Source organism: Archangium minus (genome assembly GCF_044360475.1).
Taxonomy (GTDB): domain Bacteria; phylum Myxococcota; class Myxococcia; order Myxococcales; family Myxococcaceae; genus Archangium; species Archangium minus.
On sequence record NZ_CP043494.1, the window covers coordinates 5,236,183 to 5,250,734 of the forward strand.

Annotated in this window: 8 protein-coding genes; 6 read left to right on the plus strand and 2 right to left on the minus strand. The window is 69.6% G+C overall.

The window, feature by feature from the left end; all coding sequences use genetic code 11:
- Nucleotide 1: 1 nt before the first annotated feature.
- Together F0U60_RS21775 and F0U60_RS21780 are read right to left on the minus strand one after the other, a co-directional pair.
- Complete coding sequence (locus F0U60_RS21775; protein ID WP_395822877.1) at nt 2-1,009, minus strand: thiamine pyrophosphate-dependent dehydrogenase E1 component subunit alpha; 1,008 nt, start codon at nt 1,007-1,009, stop codon at nt 2-4.
- 243 nt (nt 1,010-1,252) lie between these two features.
- Nucleotides 1,253-2,575, minus strand: a complete 1,323-nt coding sequence (locus F0U60_RS21780) for a chloride channel protein (RefSeq protein WP_395822879.1) — start codon at nt 2,573-2,575, stop codon at nt 1,253-1,255.
- 336 nt (nt 2,576-2,911) lie between these two features.
- Between F0U60_RS21780 and F0U60_RS21785 the strand changes: the two genes are divergently transcribed.
- The 6 genes from F0U60_RS21785 (at nt 2,912) to F0U60_RS21810 (ending at nt 14,530) form a co-directional block, all read left to right on the plus strand.
- Nucleotides 2,912-4,522, plus strand: a complete 1,611-nt coding sequence (locus F0U60_RS21785) for a SpoIIE family protein phosphatase (protein ID WP_395825376.1) — start codon at nt 2,912-2,914, stop codon at nt 4,520-4,522.
- Nucleotides 4,523-4,527: 5 nt separating this feature from the next.
- A complete protein-coding gene (locus F0U60_RS21790) occupies nt 4,528-7,065 on the plus strand; it encodes a tetratricopeptide repeat protein (RefSeq protein WP_395822881.1) in 2,538 nt (845 codons plus the stop codon).
- The gene (locus tag F0U60_RS21795) at nt 7,062-7,967 is read left to right on the plus strand and encodes a PhnD/SsuA/transferrin family substrate-binding protein (protein WP_395822883.1); all 906 of its coding nucleotides are present in this window, start codon (nt 7,062-7,064) and stop codon (nt 7,965-7,967) included. The genes F0U60_RS21790 and F0U60_RS21795 overlap by 4 nt, the downstream gene beginning before the upstream one ends.
- Before the next feature lie 169 nt (nt 7,968-8,136).
- The gene (locus F0U60_RS21800; protein WP_395822885.1) at nt 8,137-10,344 is read left to right on the plus strand and encodes a TonB-dependent receptor plug domain-containing protein; all 2,208 of its coding nucleotides are present in this window, start codon (nt 8,137-8,139) and stop codon (nt 10,342-10,344) included.
- An 8-nt stretch (nt 10,345-10,352) separates the two neighbouring features.
- A complete protein-coding gene (locus F0U60_RS21805) occupies nt 10,353-11,210 on the plus strand; it encodes a hypothetical protein (RefSeq protein ID WP_395822887.1) in 858 nt (285 codons plus the stop codon).
- Nucleotides 11,207-14,530, plus strand: coding sequence for a serine/threonine protein kinase (locus F0U60_RS21810; protein ID WP_395822889.1), 3,324 nt, complete (start codon nt 11,207-11,209; stop codon nt 14,528-14,530). Before F0U60_RS21805 ends, F0U60_RS21810 begins: the two co-directional genes overlap by 4 nt.
- Nucleotides 14,531-14,552 lie beyond the last annotated feature (22 nt).

Here is a 14,552-nt window from a genome sequence, read left to right on the forward strand (position 1 = left end):
GTTACTTCCTCTCCGCGTAGATGTGGTTCCAGATGGTCTCGGGGGCCGGTCGCGGCTCCTCGATGACCTGACGGGCCATGGCGGCCATCTCCTCCTTGTAGCGGTTGCGCAGCTCGTCCATCTCCTGGCGGGAGAGGATGCCGTGCTTCTCCAGGCGGGCCTCGAACTGGACCAGGCAGTCCTGCTCGCCGCCCTCGACGTTGGCGCCCGTCGCCGAGGAGTGGCCGTACAGGCGCGACACGACGGCCTCCAGGAGGAAGGGCTTGCGCTCCTTGCGCACGTAGGCCATGGCCTCCTGCAGCTCCAGGTACGAGTTGATGGGATCGTTCCCATCAATCGTCTTGGTGCGCATGTTGAAGGCCTTGCCGCGATCGGACACGTTCGTCTCGCCGTGCTGGCCGGCGGCCGACGTGGAGATGCCCCACTTGTTGTTGGTGACGATGATGAGGATGGGCAGCTCGTTGCCGGGGCGCGAGCTCCACACCAGGCACGAGGCGAAATCCCCCTCGGCTGTGCCCGCGTCACCGCCGGTGACGATGGTGATGCCGTCGCCGCCGTGGCGCTTCTGCACCATCGCCGTGCCCGGAGCCATCACGTACTGCACCTCGATGGGGGAGGAGACCGGGGCGATGTTCCACTCGCGCTTGGAGAAGTGGCCCGCGAAGTTGCGGCCGCCGGAGTAGGGGTCCGACGCCACGTTCTTCATCTGCCGCATCGCGCCGATGGGCTCCTCGCCCAGCGCCATCATCGTGGCCGACTGGCGGTAGTGCGCGTGCAGGTAGTCGTAGGCGGGGCCCTGGCCCTTCTTCATCAGCAGGCCGAGGGGCACGTTGAAGGCCTCCTCACCAGGGCCTCCAATCCAGAAGTAACCGTGGCCCTGCTTGTACATCTGGATGAGGCGCTCTTCGAGGACGCGCGCCTTCACCATCAGGTCGTGCATCCGGACCAGGAGCTCCCGCTCGAGCGGAAGCGAGTCTTCATCGCGATTGAGGAGGCGGGGTTTTGGCACGCGCGTCTCTCTAGTCATGGGTGGGAATCGGCGGCCCCCCTATAGCGCAAAGGTGCCCCGGAATCTCCAGCGCCCCCGAGGATGACCCGTCCATCGGACATGCCGCGCTGCGGCGTAGGCGGAGGCCTCGTCACGAAGCGTTCACGCCTGGCACGAGTCATTACACGGACGTGCCGGGAGGGCTGTTTGAAGCCAACAGACCGGCTGATGGGGGCGGGTGATCGCCGGCCCGCGCGTCTCTACCTAACGAGAGCCCTCGTGTGTCGCTGGTGGCTCCGGTGGGGGTTGCTCCCCGGGAGTGGCACCGGGCTGGGACTCCACGTCTCGCAGGGGCACCAGCCGCGAGAGCAGCGGCCCTCCGTGCTTGAGCTGCGCGATGCGCTGCGCCGGGTAGATGCCCCGCTGCCCCGTGAGGAGGTAGGCGGTGACCGTCACGATGACGACGTGGGGCAGGACTCCGGCGCCGAGCAGTTCCACGGCCATGAGGGACAGGGCCAGAGGTGTATTGGCCGCGGCTCCGAAAAGCGCGGCAAGGCCCACGCCCGCCGCCAGGTCCAGCGGCAGGCCGAGCAGCCGAGCCAGCACATTCCCGAGCGCCGCTCCCACGAAGAAGAGGGGCGTCACCTCGCCCCCGAGGAAGCCCGCGCTCAGTGTGATGGCGGTGAAGAGCAGCTTGAGGGCGAAGGCCTCGGGTGGAAGGGTCGGGTCCACGAAGGATCGCTCAATGGTGGGTACGCCCAGGCCGAGGTAGTCGCTCGTGCCCACGACCTTCCAGAGCACCACGAGCAGGACCCCACCCAGGGCCATGCGCAGGGGGAGGGAAGGGACGCTCTTCTCCAGCCGCTTCTTCAGGAAGTGGACCAGCTCCACGAACGCCACGGCCACCCCAGCCACCGCGACCCCGAAGAGGAGCCACTTGCCGAGCACCCCCGGCGTGAGGGGCAGCGCTGCGGGAGTGGGGTACACCGTGTGGTGGATGCCAAGCGAGCGGGTGACGAGGTCGCCCACCACCGCGGACACCAGCGCGGGGACGAGAGCCTCGTAGCTCATGCGCCCTACGCAGACGACCTCGAGCCCGAAGACGGTGCCCGCGATGGGCGTGCCGAAGACGGAGCCGAAGCCCCCGGCGATGCCAGCGGCGAGCAGCTCGCGGCGCGTGGCGGGCGACACGCGGAAGCGGTGCGCGACGGCGTCGGCGAGGCTCGCCCCCATCTGCACGGCGGTGCCCTCGCGCCCGGCGCTGCCTCCGAAGAGATGGGTGAGCACCGTCCCCAGCAGCACCATGGGCGCCATGCGCACCGGAAGCTGCTTGTCACCCTCGTGCACCGTGTCGATGACAAGGTTGTTGCCGCCTCGGATGGGGGTTCCCCATCGAGCATAGAGCGCGCCAATACCGAGGCCCGCCAGCGGCAGGGTATAGACGATGGCCTCGTGCGAGGTCCTCACGTGCGTGGCCTGATCCAACAAGTACAGGAACACCGCCGAGGCCACGCCGCACACGGCGCCCACCACGGAGCCGAGAGCGAGCCACTGCCCAAAGGAACGCGCGCGCTTGTTCAGGGACACTGTCCGCCCTGTAGAGTTTCCAGGGGGGACGGGTCAATCCCAGGGTCCACACTACCAGCGAAGTTCCACACGGACCCGTCGCGGGTCTCTCCCCTCCTTCCCAACAGGGGGGGACTCGCCTAACAGGAAAAGTGCGCTAGAGTCGCGGCCTCTCAGAGTCAGATAGCCGTCGCGCTCCCCCCCAGCGCCGAACAGAGTCCTGCCTTGTCCAACGCCCCTCTGCCCTCCCAACCCCCCCCTGGTGGGCCGGTCGAGCATCCGGAGTCTACCCTTACCGGTACCGCCACCCGTGTGGCGGGCAATACCTCGACGGCACTCTCCCCTCTGTACCCGGAGATGACGGGCACCATCGTGGCCCCGCTGGAGGCCGGCGAGCTCCCCGATGTGGCCGCCATCCGCGGGCTCCGGTTGGATCAACTCCTCTTCGTCACCACCGGCGTGCTGGTGGGCATCATCGTGGGCCTGCTCGCCTCCGTGGCTTGGGTGTCCACCAATGCCCAGTTCGAGGAGACGTCGGGGCGCTTCACGGAGCAGGTCCAGAACCAGGCAACCGAGCTGGGTCAGACGCTCAGCCATACCCTGTCGCTCACCTCGGCCACCTCGCTGCGCGACAACAACTACGCCTTCCTCTCCGAGGTGGCGCGCTCCATCATCGAGGACAACCCCAACATCCTCCGCGTGCAGATCTACGACGCGGACAGCCAGCTCGCAGCGGACTCGTCGCCGGACGCGAAGCTGGGCACCACCACCGAGCGCAAGCCGGAGCGGCGCTGGGCCAGCGCGCTGTACCAGGGGAAGCCCATCATTGAGTACCAGGAGCCCATCAACTACGGCTCCCAGAGTGGCCAGGGCGTGGTTGTCATCAGCTACTCGCTGGAGTCCCTGCAGAAGCAGCTCCACGAGCTGGAGACGTCCAAGCAGGAGTCGCTGCGCCGCAACACCATCACCATGGCGGGGCTGGGTCTGGGCTTCCTGCTGGTGGCCGGTGTGCTCGTGGCCATTCAGAGCCGCCGCATCACCCGGCCCCTGGGCGTGCTCACCAGCAAGGTGATGCAGCTGGCCGCTGGAAATCTGAGCGCGCGCACCGAGGAGGTGCGGGGTGCTGGGCGCGAGGTGACCACGCTCGGGGTGGTGTTCAACCACATGGCCGAGCGCATCAACGTGCTGCTCGAGGACGTGCGCGCCAAGGCTCAGCTCGAGCGCGACGTGTCGCTCGCGCGCACCGTACAGGAGACGCTGCTGCCCGGCCGCGAGGGCTTCCAGGCGGGCCCGCTGCGCATCGCCGGCCTCGTTGTCACCGCGGATGCGTGCGGCGGCGACTGGTGGACGCGCGCGGCCCTGGATGAGCGGCGCGTGGTGATCGGCATCGGCGATGTCACCGGCCACGGCCTCGCCACCGCCCTGGTGGCGACGAGCGCCACCAGCGGCTTCGCCGCGGCCATGACCATGCGCCCGCCCGCGGAGCTCTCCGCTCAGCTCCTCATCTCCTCGCTCAACGTCACCATGGCCCACGTGGGCCGGGGCGAGCACCAGATGTCGAGCGCGCTGGCCATCATCGACGTGCAGACGGGCGTCATCGACTACGCGAGCGGCGGCCATCCCAGCCCCATCGTCTACAACCGCCTCTCCCGCCAGGTGGCTTCGCTGCCGGCGCGCGGTGTGCTGCTGGGCGCTTCCGCCAGCTCTCAGTTCGCCTCGCGCCAGGCCCAGCTGCGGCCCGGTGACATCATCGTCTGGTACACGGACGGCCTCACCGAGTCCCGTGACGCCAGCCAGAAGCAATACGGTACCCAGCGCCTGGCGAACGCCCTCCAGGCCAACGCCCATCTGTCCGCCGAGGCCCTGCGCGATGCCATCCTGGCGGATGCACGCGCCTTCAGCGCCGGCCTCAAGGCGCAGGATGACATCACCGTGGTCGTCGCCGAGTTCAGCCCCGCCTCCCCATGAGTCGCATGAGACGCCTCTCCCGACCCCCCGTCCGCCGCCTCGTCGCGGCCCTCGTCGTCGCGCATTCGCTCGCCGGAACGGCCACGTTCGCCCAGTACCGTCCACCCCCCATGACCGAGTCGCAGCGGCTCGTCCGGGAGGGTGAGTCGGCTCAGGTGGACGCCAGCGCCGCCGCTACCTCGGGCGACAAGAAGCGCGCGGAGACCAAGTACCGCAAGGCCCTGGAGCTCTTCGAGAAGGCGCTCGCCGCGGAGCCCACCTCCGTGCCGGCCGCCGCGGGCCTGGGCGCCGTGGGCCTCGCCCTTCAGGACTACGCCCGCGTCGTCGAGCGCGTGGCCCCGGTGTACGCGGCCAACCGCGACTCGCTCGACCTGGCCTATCCGCTGGGCATCGCGCTCTTCAAGCTCAAGCGCTACGAGGAGGCGGTGCCGGTGCTGCAGCAGGTGACCGTGGCCAACCAGCCCGAGCACCTGCTCGTCCACTACTACCTGGGCAACTACTACGCCCTCATCGCGATGGATGGCGACGCGACCGTGGCGGAGCTGCAGGCCTACCTGGCCCAGCGCCCGGAGCGGATTGCCAACAACGACTACCAGATTCATGAGCTGCTCGGCCGCGGCCACCTGCTGAGGAACGACCCGGCCGCGGCGCGCCTGTCCTTCCAACGGGCTCAGGTGGGCCGGGCCGAGTCCGTCTCCATCCAGATGGGCCTGGGCGCGGTGCTGGAGCTGGAAGGGAAGCTGGCCGAGGCCATGGCGCTGCTCGAGGGCCTCACCCGGCGCTTCCCGCAGGTGCCTGAGGTCCGCGAGCGTCTGGGGCGGCTGTTGCTGGAGTCCAAGGATCTGCCGCGCGCCGAGGTGCAGGCGCTGGCGCTGGTGAAGCTGGGTGGCACGCCGCCGGCGCACATGCTGCTCGGTGACGTGCGGATGGCCCAGGGCCGACCCGCTGAGGCGGAGACCGAGTACCGCAAGGTGCTGGAGCAGGCTCCGGGCGACGTGGCCGCGCAGATTGCCGTGGGCATGGCGCTGCAGAAGCAGGGCCGCAACGAGGAGGCCATCGCCTTCCTCGAGGGCGCCGTGCAGTCGGGCGCCGACAGCCTGGAGCTGTGGTCCACGCTCGGCAGCGTCAACCGCCGCGCTGGCCGCTACGCGCGCGCCGTGGAGGTCCACCGCCGCGTACTGGAGATGGCCCCCAAGCAGGCGCTCGGCTACGTGCTGCTGGGCGCGGACCACTTCGCCACCGGCCAGTGGGACCTGACCATCGACGACTACACCAACGCCCTCAAGCTGGAGCCGGAGCACGCCGACGCGAAGAAGTGGCTGGCTCGTGCGCTGGCCCACCGCGCTCGGGATCGGGCCGGTAACGGGCGCGTGGACGACGCGGTGCGCGACCTGCGCCGTGCCTTCGATCTGGAGCGCTCGTCCGCCATGGCGCGCCGGTTGGGCGCCGTCCTCTTGCAGCAGGGCTCCCACGCCGAGGCCCGTAAGGTGATGGAGCAGGGCGTGCAGATGCCCGAGACCACCTGGCGCGAGCACCTGCTGCTCGGCTACGCGCGGCTGGGCGCGGGTGCCCCCAAGGAGGCGCTCGAGTCCTTCGAGAAGGCCGGGCAGATGGCGCCGGACGTGGCCTCGCTGGCCGATGTGTCCGCCGGCTCGGCGCTCGCGGAGATGGAGCTTGGGCAAGTGGACGCCGCCCTCAAGCGGCTGTCCGAGCCCGGTACCTCCAAACGCGCCATCGAGGTGACGCGCGCCAACCTCTCGCGCGCCCACCTGCGTCGTGCCTTCGCTCGCCTGGAGGCGGGTGATGGCGCGGGCGCCCGTCAGGACGTGGAGTCCGCGGAGCGCGCGGGTGTCGGCGGTAACTCGTCCAGCCTGGGCCGCCTGGCCGTCTTCGCCAAGGCGCTCGCCCAGGCGGAAGAGGGCCGCTTCGGAGACGCGAGCGCGGGCCTCAAGCGTGCACTCTCTCCCACGCCCGAGTGGGCCCGGCCCAACACCCGCCAGCTCGCCGACGCCTTTGTCCTCTACCGCCGCGACCAGCTGCCGCAGGCTCGCAAGGCGCTCACGGCCGCCACGAAGCGCCCCATCCCCGAGCAGGCACAGTGGACGGCGTCCTTCAACAGCGCGCTTCACCGTCGCGAGGCCGAGCGCGCCTATGCCTCCGGCAACATGAAGGCCGCGGAGAAGGCCTTCAAGGCCGCACTGGCCCTCTCGCCGGACAGCGCCGCCCTGCAGCACAACCTCGCCTGCGTGGCCTACCGCGGCAAGAAGGCCGCGGACGCCGTGTCCATCTGGCGCAAGCTCGAAGGCACCGTGCCCCAGGCCACGCTCAACCTCGGCATCGACGCCCAGGAGCGTCGCCGCGAGATGGGCGAGGCCGTGGACGCCTATCGCCGCTACCTCGCCGCGGGCGGGCCGCGCGCCGCCGCCGTCCGCGAGTGGAAGGAGCGCCTGCAGATGCTCTACGGCCTGTCCGACCCGGCGAACCCCGCCCCGACCTCCAACCCCGAGCCCTCCAGCGCCACCGCTTCGGATAACACGCCATGATTTCCCCCCGCTCGTTCCTCCTGGGCCTCGCGCTGGTGTGCGCGTGGGCGCCCGCCGCTGGCGCGGCTGCCAAGAAGGCCACCCTGGGCGTCTTCCTGCCCACCACCCTCACTGACGGACAGCAGCGCTTCGCGTACGCCGAGGCGCTCGCCGCGAAGCTGTCGGCGGCCACCGGTCGTGCCACCGCGGCCAAGAGCTTCGCCCGCTACGAGGACTTCTCGAAGGCCGTCTCCGAGGGCCTCATCGACTTCGCCGTCGTGGACTCCTGGGCGGCAGTGCAGCTCGGCAAGGCCACCCCGGTGGCGCTCGCCCCGCTCTCCGGTGAGACGTCCCAGCGCTGGGCCATCATCTCGACCGCGAAGGGCTCGGTGAAGGATCTGGCCGGCAAGCGGCTCGCCATCGTCAAGGGCGCGGGCGCGACGGATCCCAAGTTCGTCACCAACGTGGTGCTGGCCGGAGACCTGGATGCCAAGAAGCACTTCAAGCTGACCCCCGTGCCCAACGTGGAGTCCGCCCTCAAGATGCTGGAGGCCAAGGGCGCCGAGGCCGCGCTGGTGCCGCTGGCGCACGTGCCCGAAGGTGTCCGGGTGCTCTTCCGCAGCAGCAAGGTGCCGGGCGCCGTCCTCGTGGGCATGCGGGGCGACGAGGACGACCTGACGCAGAACCTGCAGAAGCTTGAGCCGGTGGCTCCCTTCGGTGCCTTCGTCGCCGTACAGGCCAAGGAGCTGGAGGACTTCCGCAGGCTGCTCCAGAGCGGCCCTCCCCGCCGCCAGCCCGTGCTGGTGGAGGCGCCTACACTGCGCGTGGAGACGAAGGCCCTCATGGAGCCCTCGGCCCTCCAACCCGTGCTTCCTTCCTTCGCCGATGCCCTGGAGGTCTCGGCGGAACAGCCGGATGACTGACCAGGGAGGGGGGGCGACTTTTCCCTTCTTAAAAAGTTAGAATAATCACCCTTCAACACTCTGGGCGCTCGGCGAAAGCCGACGCAATGACGGCCAGGAAAACGCGCCACTCGGCCAGTCCTGGTGTCTCCTGAACGCTTCTCTTTCACCTCGCGGGACGTAGAGAACGATGCACTCGACTCGAATCGCCTGGCTTCCGGCCCTCGTCGGGCTGATGTGTGGCCTCGCCTCTGGAAGTGGGGCAGCACAGACCTCCTCGGCGGCGGATGCCCCGAAGGCGCGCAAGTCCTTGCCGCTGCCGCCTCCCGCCACGTCGAATGTCCCCCAGCGCGCGCCCTTCACGGGCCCGGCCACCTCGCGGCCGTTGCCTCCGCCCTCGGGCCTGGCGGGGGTGGACATCCCGGATCCGCTCGCCGCTTCCAGCGACTCCTCGCTGGAGGAGTCCGTGCAGCAGCTGCTCAGTGAGGCGGTGGTGTCCACGGCCTCCAAGCGCAGCCAGCGCATCGCGGACGTGCCGATGACCATCTCCTGGATTCCCGCCGAGGAGCTGGAGGGCACCGGCCAGTTCACCCTGTGCGAGGCCATCCAGTACTTCCCCGGTATGGAGTGCCGGCGCGGCTCCATGCGCAAGGCGGCGGTGAGCGCGCGCGGCCTGGGCTCCAACTACCTCTCCAACCGGCTCCTGCTCCTCAAGGACGGCCGGCCGCTGACGGACCCCTGGACGGGCCAGTTCTACGCGGACGAGACCACGCCGCTGAGCAACCTCAAGCAGATTGAAGTCATCCGGGGCCCCGGCTCCTCGCTGTACGGCTCCAACGCCTTCAGCGGCGTCATCAACATCATCGAGCGCCAGCCCTCGGACCTGATGCAGGACGGGCGGAACTGGGGCACGGACGCGCGGCTGCTCGTCGGCCAGGATCGCACCTGGCGCGCCCAGGCCACCGCGGCGGGCCGGGGCGGACCGGTGGAGGCGCTCGTCAACTACTACGGCTTCGGCTCGGACGGCCCGCAGCTCTTCAATGATCCGCAGCAGAACCTCGTGGACACCAACGAGGACTCGCTGGTGCACCAGGTGAGCGGCAAGGTGCAGGTGAAGGGGCTGCGGCTGGACGCCGACTTCACCACCGCTGAGATTGGCCGCCCCGGTGGCCACCAGATCTCCACGGTGGGCAACTGCGGTCGCTGCCACTACACGCCCGACGACGTCGAGCGCGTGCAGAACTTCAACGCGAGCGCGCAGTTCGACCAGCAGGTGTCCGACAACGTGCGTGTGTTCGCCCAGGCGTACACCCTCTTCAAGCGCCGTCAGGTGGAGATGGAGAACGCCTTCAATGAGGAGAACCCCCAGGCGCCGCTCGGCAAGCGCCGTCGGCTGGGCGGTGAGGCCCGTGCGCTCCTCTCCCTGGGTGACCTGACCGTCACCTTCGGCGGTGACTACAAGAACGACCTGGTCAACAACCCCAACGTGCTGCCCGGCCTGTCGCTGGACGAAACCCAGCAGCAGATCCTCGGTGGCTTCGTCGACGCCGAGTACCGGCCGATCAGCCAGCTCGTGCTGAGCGCGGGTGCCCGCTACGACAAGTACATGATTCCGGAGACGGTCTGGCAGGCGCGCACGGATCAGATCTCCCCGCGCGCCAGCGTGGTGTTCCACGCCCGGCCGGACCTGTCCTTCCGCGCCAACTACGGCCGAGCCTTCCGCGCGCCCACGCTGGCGGAGCTGGCCATCAACCAGCAGATGTACGCGGCCACGCTGCTGGGCAACGGCAACCTGAACGCCGAGACGCTCGACACCCTCGAGGCCTCGGTCGACTTCTGGCCGTTCGACCGCACCGTGCGGCTGACGGGCACGGGCTTCTACAACCTGGCGAAGAACTTCATCAACCAGGAGCTCCTCTTTGGCTCCACGTCACAGTTCAAGAACGTCGGAGACGCGCGCGTGACGGGCTTCGAGCTGGAGGCCGCGGCGCAGGTGGCGGCCATCAACTCCTCGTTCGATGTGGCGTACCAGTTCCTGGATGCGCGCGCGCTCGCCTTCGCGGGCCGGCCGGAGCGGCCGTTGGACTACGCGCCCCAGCACCGCGTGTACGCGCGCGGCCGGACCAACTTCGGCAAGTTCGCCTTCGCCGAGCTGTACGCCATCTACGTCGGCGACCGCTTCGATCCAGGGTTCCTGGAGAACTCCGACACGGGTGAGCTCGAGCAGGTCAAGTTGCCCGGCTACTTCACCGCCACCGCGCGCGTGGGGGCCAATGTCACCAAGGGGCTGACGGTGTCAGTGCTAGGCTCCAACCTCTTCAACGCGAAGTACGAGGAGTCCCACGGCTTCCCCGCGCCCCCGCTGAGTGTCTTCAGCGAGGTCAAGTTCCAGTACTGAGTCATCACGTGAGAGTCGCCCATCGCCCGGGGGCCGCCACCGGCCTCCACCTCATCGCGGATTCCTCGCTGGCTCCCGCCATGCTGGAGCAGGCCGCGCCCACGCTCGTTCGCGGGGGACTTCCGTTGGTGACGGAGCGGGTGGGCGTGCGGGCGAAGGCGCGCGAGCTGGTGCTCTTCGATGGTCGTCTGGGGCCGTCCCACGCGGCGCTGCTGGAGAGAGACCCGGCGGCGCTGCTGCTGGCCACGCGCGAGCCGGAAGGACTTCCGTCCGCGTGGGAGGTGCGGGTGCTGGCCGCGCTCGTGAAGGGCGAGTCGCTGATGCCTCCCGGGGCGGCGGTGGCGAAGCAGTGGTTGGAGCAGGTGGTGGACATCCAGGGGGCCTCGTCCGAGGCGGCCTCGCTGGTGGAGTCCTCCCAGGGCAGCCGGAGCGCGGCTCACCTCGCGGCCGAGGTGATGCACGAGCTGGCGGCCAACGCGCTGCTGGACGCTCCGGTGGATGCGAGCGGCACGCCGCTCTATGCCCACCGGCGTGACTCGGTGCGGGCCGTGGCGCCGGAGCACGTCTGCCAGGTGTCGTTCGCGGTGGGCGAGGGTGGCATCTACCTGGAGGCGATGGATCTCTTCGGACGGCTGACGTCCGAGCCCATCGCGCGTGCCGTGGCCTCTCTGGGTGGGCGTATGCAAGTGAACGCCTCGGGAGGTGGAGCGGGACTGGGCATGCGGCGCATCCTGGAAGCGTGCGATCTCATCGCGGTGCGCGTCGTGCCAGGGATGGAGACGCGGATGCTGGGCGTTGTCGGGTTCGGGGAGGCGCGTCGCCGCGCCGTGCTCCCCAAGTCGTTGCTGTACTTCCAGTCGGAATGAGGAGCGGGACGGTGGAGACGCAGCAGGGTTCCAGTGCCACTATCAGCCGCGTGCGCGTGGGTACCATCAACCACGTCCGCATCGCTGGCGTCATCGATGAGACGTTCCCGCTGACGTCGTCCTCTCCGGACCTCAGTGGGCTCATCATCGTCGATCTCGGCCAGGTGGAGCGCATCAGCTCCTTCGGTGTGCGGCGGTGGATCGAGTTCGCCAGCAAGCTGCCCCCTGGGGGCATCGCGCTCTACGTGGTCAACGCGCCACCGGTGATGGTGGACCAGCTCAACATGGTGGAGGGCTTCGCCGGCGTGTCGCGGGTGCTGTCGGTGCTGGCGCCCTACACGTGCCGTGCCTGCGGCGAGGACCGGCTGCGCCTGGTGAACCTGCAGACAGAGGCGCCCCTCATCGCCGAGGGTCGCGCCCCCGAGCACTCCTGCCCGGTGTGCGCTGGCAAGCTGGAGTTCGCGGATCTGCCGAGCGAGTTCTTCGACTACGCCAAACGCCAGCAGTTCGGCACGGTGGACCCGGTGGTGATGCGCTACCTGCGCGCCACCACGCCCAGCGCACCCAGCTCGCTCACCACGCACCTGAAGATCATCCAGGACGACATCACGTACGTCACCCTCGCCAGCGAGCTGAAGGGGGACCTGAACGTGCGCCGGTTGGCCTCGGGTCTGGAGGGGCGCGTCGCCTTCGACTTCTCGCACGTCACCAAGGTGGAGCCCGAGGCGGTCCTCAAGCTGGAGCAAGTGCTGAGCATGGCGGCGCAGGGCGCCAAGGTGGTGCTGTGCCGGGTGCCCCCGCCGGCGCTCAACGCGCTGGCGCGCTTCACCAAGCAGCTCACCGCGCAGATTGGCACGCTGTGGTTGCCGTGCGAGTGCCGCAACTGCGGCCACGAGCACCACCAGCGCGCCCTGGCCTCCGAGTACCTGGCCAAGCTGCGCGCCAACGCCAGCCCGGAGCGCGAGTGCCCCATCTGTGGCGGGACCGCGCGCCTGCCCGCCATCCCTCAGCTGGTGCCGCTGCTCAGTCGCTCGTCGCTGGCAGAGCCGCCGTTGGATGACATCGAGGCGATCGAGCCGCGCGCGCTCAGCCAGTACCTGTTTGGCTCCACCAACTTGGATCCGAACGTCAAGGGCGGCAGCACGGACATCAGCAACTCCATCAGCGCCACCCGACTGCAGATCATCCGCCGGCTGGGGCAGGGCGGCATGGCCGAGGTGTTCCTCGCCAAGCAGGTCGGCGTGAAGGGGTTCGAGAAGTTCGTGGTGATGAAGAAGATCCTTCCGCAGTTCGCGGAGAACGCGGAGTTCGTCGACATGCTCTTCGCCGAGGCGCGGGCCAACGCGCGCCTCACGCACCCCAACGTCGTGCAGACGTTCGACGTGGGCATGAACGACGGCGTGGCGTACATCCTCATGGAGTACGTGCGCGGCCCGGATCTGAAGAAGCTGATGAACGAGCTGCGGCGCAAGGGGCTCGCCCTGCCCATCGAGCACGCGCTGCGCATCGTCGCCGAGACGGCCGCGGGCCTGCACTACGCGCACAGCTACGTGGACCCGGCCGGCGTGCCCCACCCGGTGGTGCACCGCGACGTGAGTCCCCACAACGTCCTCATCTCGCTCGACGGCGCCATCAAGCTGAGTGACTTCGGCATCGCCAAGGTGCAGGGCGAGGAGAACACCCAAGCCGGCGTGCTGAAGGGGAAGATCTCCTATATTTCCCCCGAGGCCGCCGCGGGCCGCCCCCTGGACGCGCGCAACGACGTGTTCGCCCTGGGCGTGGTGCTCTTCGAGCTGCTCACGGGCCAGCTGCCCTTCAAGCGCGATCACGACGCAGCCACGCTCAGCGCCATCGTGCGTGAGCCCGCGCCCGTGCCGTCGCAGCTCAAGCCGAACATCCCCCAGGATGTGTCGGATCTCATCCTGCGCGCCCTGGTGAAGGACCCGGCGCGCCGCACGCCGTCCGCGGCGGCCATGCGCGAGGAGATCGAGGCGGTGATGGCCCACCACCGGCTCAACTCGTCGCCAGCGGCGGTGGCCCAGTTCTTCAAGGCCACACTGGCCGATCGGCTCGCGGAGTTCGGTCCCACCCAGAATGGTCCGTTCACGGGCTCGTTCCCGAGCGTGGGAGGACCGCAGGGCACGGGCTCTGGCAGTCCGCCTCGCGCTCCCGTCGCCCCGGGCGGGACGGGCGAGCCCGTGGCGGGCGCGAGCTTCCGGCCTTCCGGTGCCGGACAGGTGAGCGCCATGCCGCAGCAGCCCCAGGCGGTGGCACCGCGTCCGCCGCCGCCTCCTCCTGCGGCTCCTCCCGCGCCTCCTGCCGCGGCGGGTGCGGACGAGCGCACCGAGGTCTACCGGTCGGCTCAGCAGGGCCTCATCGCCCCCACTGCGCTGCCTCCCGAGCCTCCCACGTTGAACGTCTCGGCTTCGGAGCCCGTGGCGCCGGCCGCGCCCTCGCGTTCCGTGCCGGCGGTTGCGCCTCCCGTGCCGCCCCCGCCTCCGACGGTGGCGTCGCGTCCGGCGGCGCTGTCCTCGTCGGGCATGCCCTCCGTGCCCGCGTCCATGCCGGCGCGTCCGTCTCAGTCCGTGCCCGCGGTGCCGCCCAGGCCGTCCCTGTCCGCCGCGCCCGCGGCACCTCCTCGTCCGTCTGGGCCCGCGTTGCAGCCTGCCGTCCCGGTGTCCAGCCGCACGACGACCCAGGTGGCGCCCAGTGCCCCTCCGGTGAGTGCGCCTCCCAGGGCGCCGGCTCCCGCGGTGCAGCCCGTTGTGACTCCGGTCGCGACTGCGGCGAAACCCGCTGCTTCCAAGTCCTCGCCGCTCAAGTGGATTGTGATGGGCGTCGTCGGGCTCGTGGTCATTGGGGGGGCAGGTGTGGTGGTCCCCAAGATGCTCTCGGGCGGCGGCGTCGAGGTGATCAACCGTGAGCCGGGCGAGCAGCTCTACGCCGCGGGCCTCCGGGTGGATGACCCGGGCAGCCTCGACTTGACGGGTGTGAATCAGAACGTCGTCTCGACTGCGAAGAACGGTCAGCTGCGCCGCTTCGGAATCGCGGTGCGCAAGGACGTCATCGACGTGCGCACGCTGCCCGAGGCCAGGCCGGAGCCGGGCAGCAAGGGCACGTTGAACGTCGGCGGGCAGCCGGGTTGCTTCGTCAAGGTGGGCGAGGAGATGGCACCCGGTGCGACGCCGGTGTCGATGCCCATCGAGGCTGGCAAGGAGATCGAAGTGATCATCACGTGCCCCAACCAGCCGGTGTGGTCGCGGTGGGTGATGGCGGTGCCGGGGCAGGAGGTGCAGGTCGTCCCGCTGCCGAAGAACTAGGGAGAGCCCTCGCTCTCCAAAG

What these genes read in the sequence shown, in the direction of transcription:
- F0U60_RS21785 (WP_395825376.1), top strand. Translation starts at nt 2,912, where the DNA reads ATGACGGGCACCATCGTGGCCCCGCTGGAGGCCGGCGAGCTCCCCGAT.
- F0U60_RS21800 (WP_395822885.1), top strand. Translation starts at nt 8,137, where the DNA reads ATGCACTCGACTCGAATCGCCTGGCTTCCGGCCCTCGTCGGGCTGATG.
- F0U60_RS21810 (WP_395822889.1), top strand. Translation starts at nt 11,207, where the DNA reads ATGAGGAGCGGGACGGTGGAGACGCAGCAGGGTTCCAGTGCCACTATC.
- F0U60_RS21795 (WP_395822883.1), top strand. Translation starts at nt 7,062, where the DNA reads ATGATTTCCCCCCGCTCGTTCCTCCTGGGCCTCGCGCTGGTGTGCGCG.
- F0U60_RS21790 (WP_395822881.1), top strand. Translation starts at nt 4,528, where the DNA reads ATGAGACGCCTCTCCCGACCCCCCGTCCGCCGCCTCGTCGCGGCCCTC.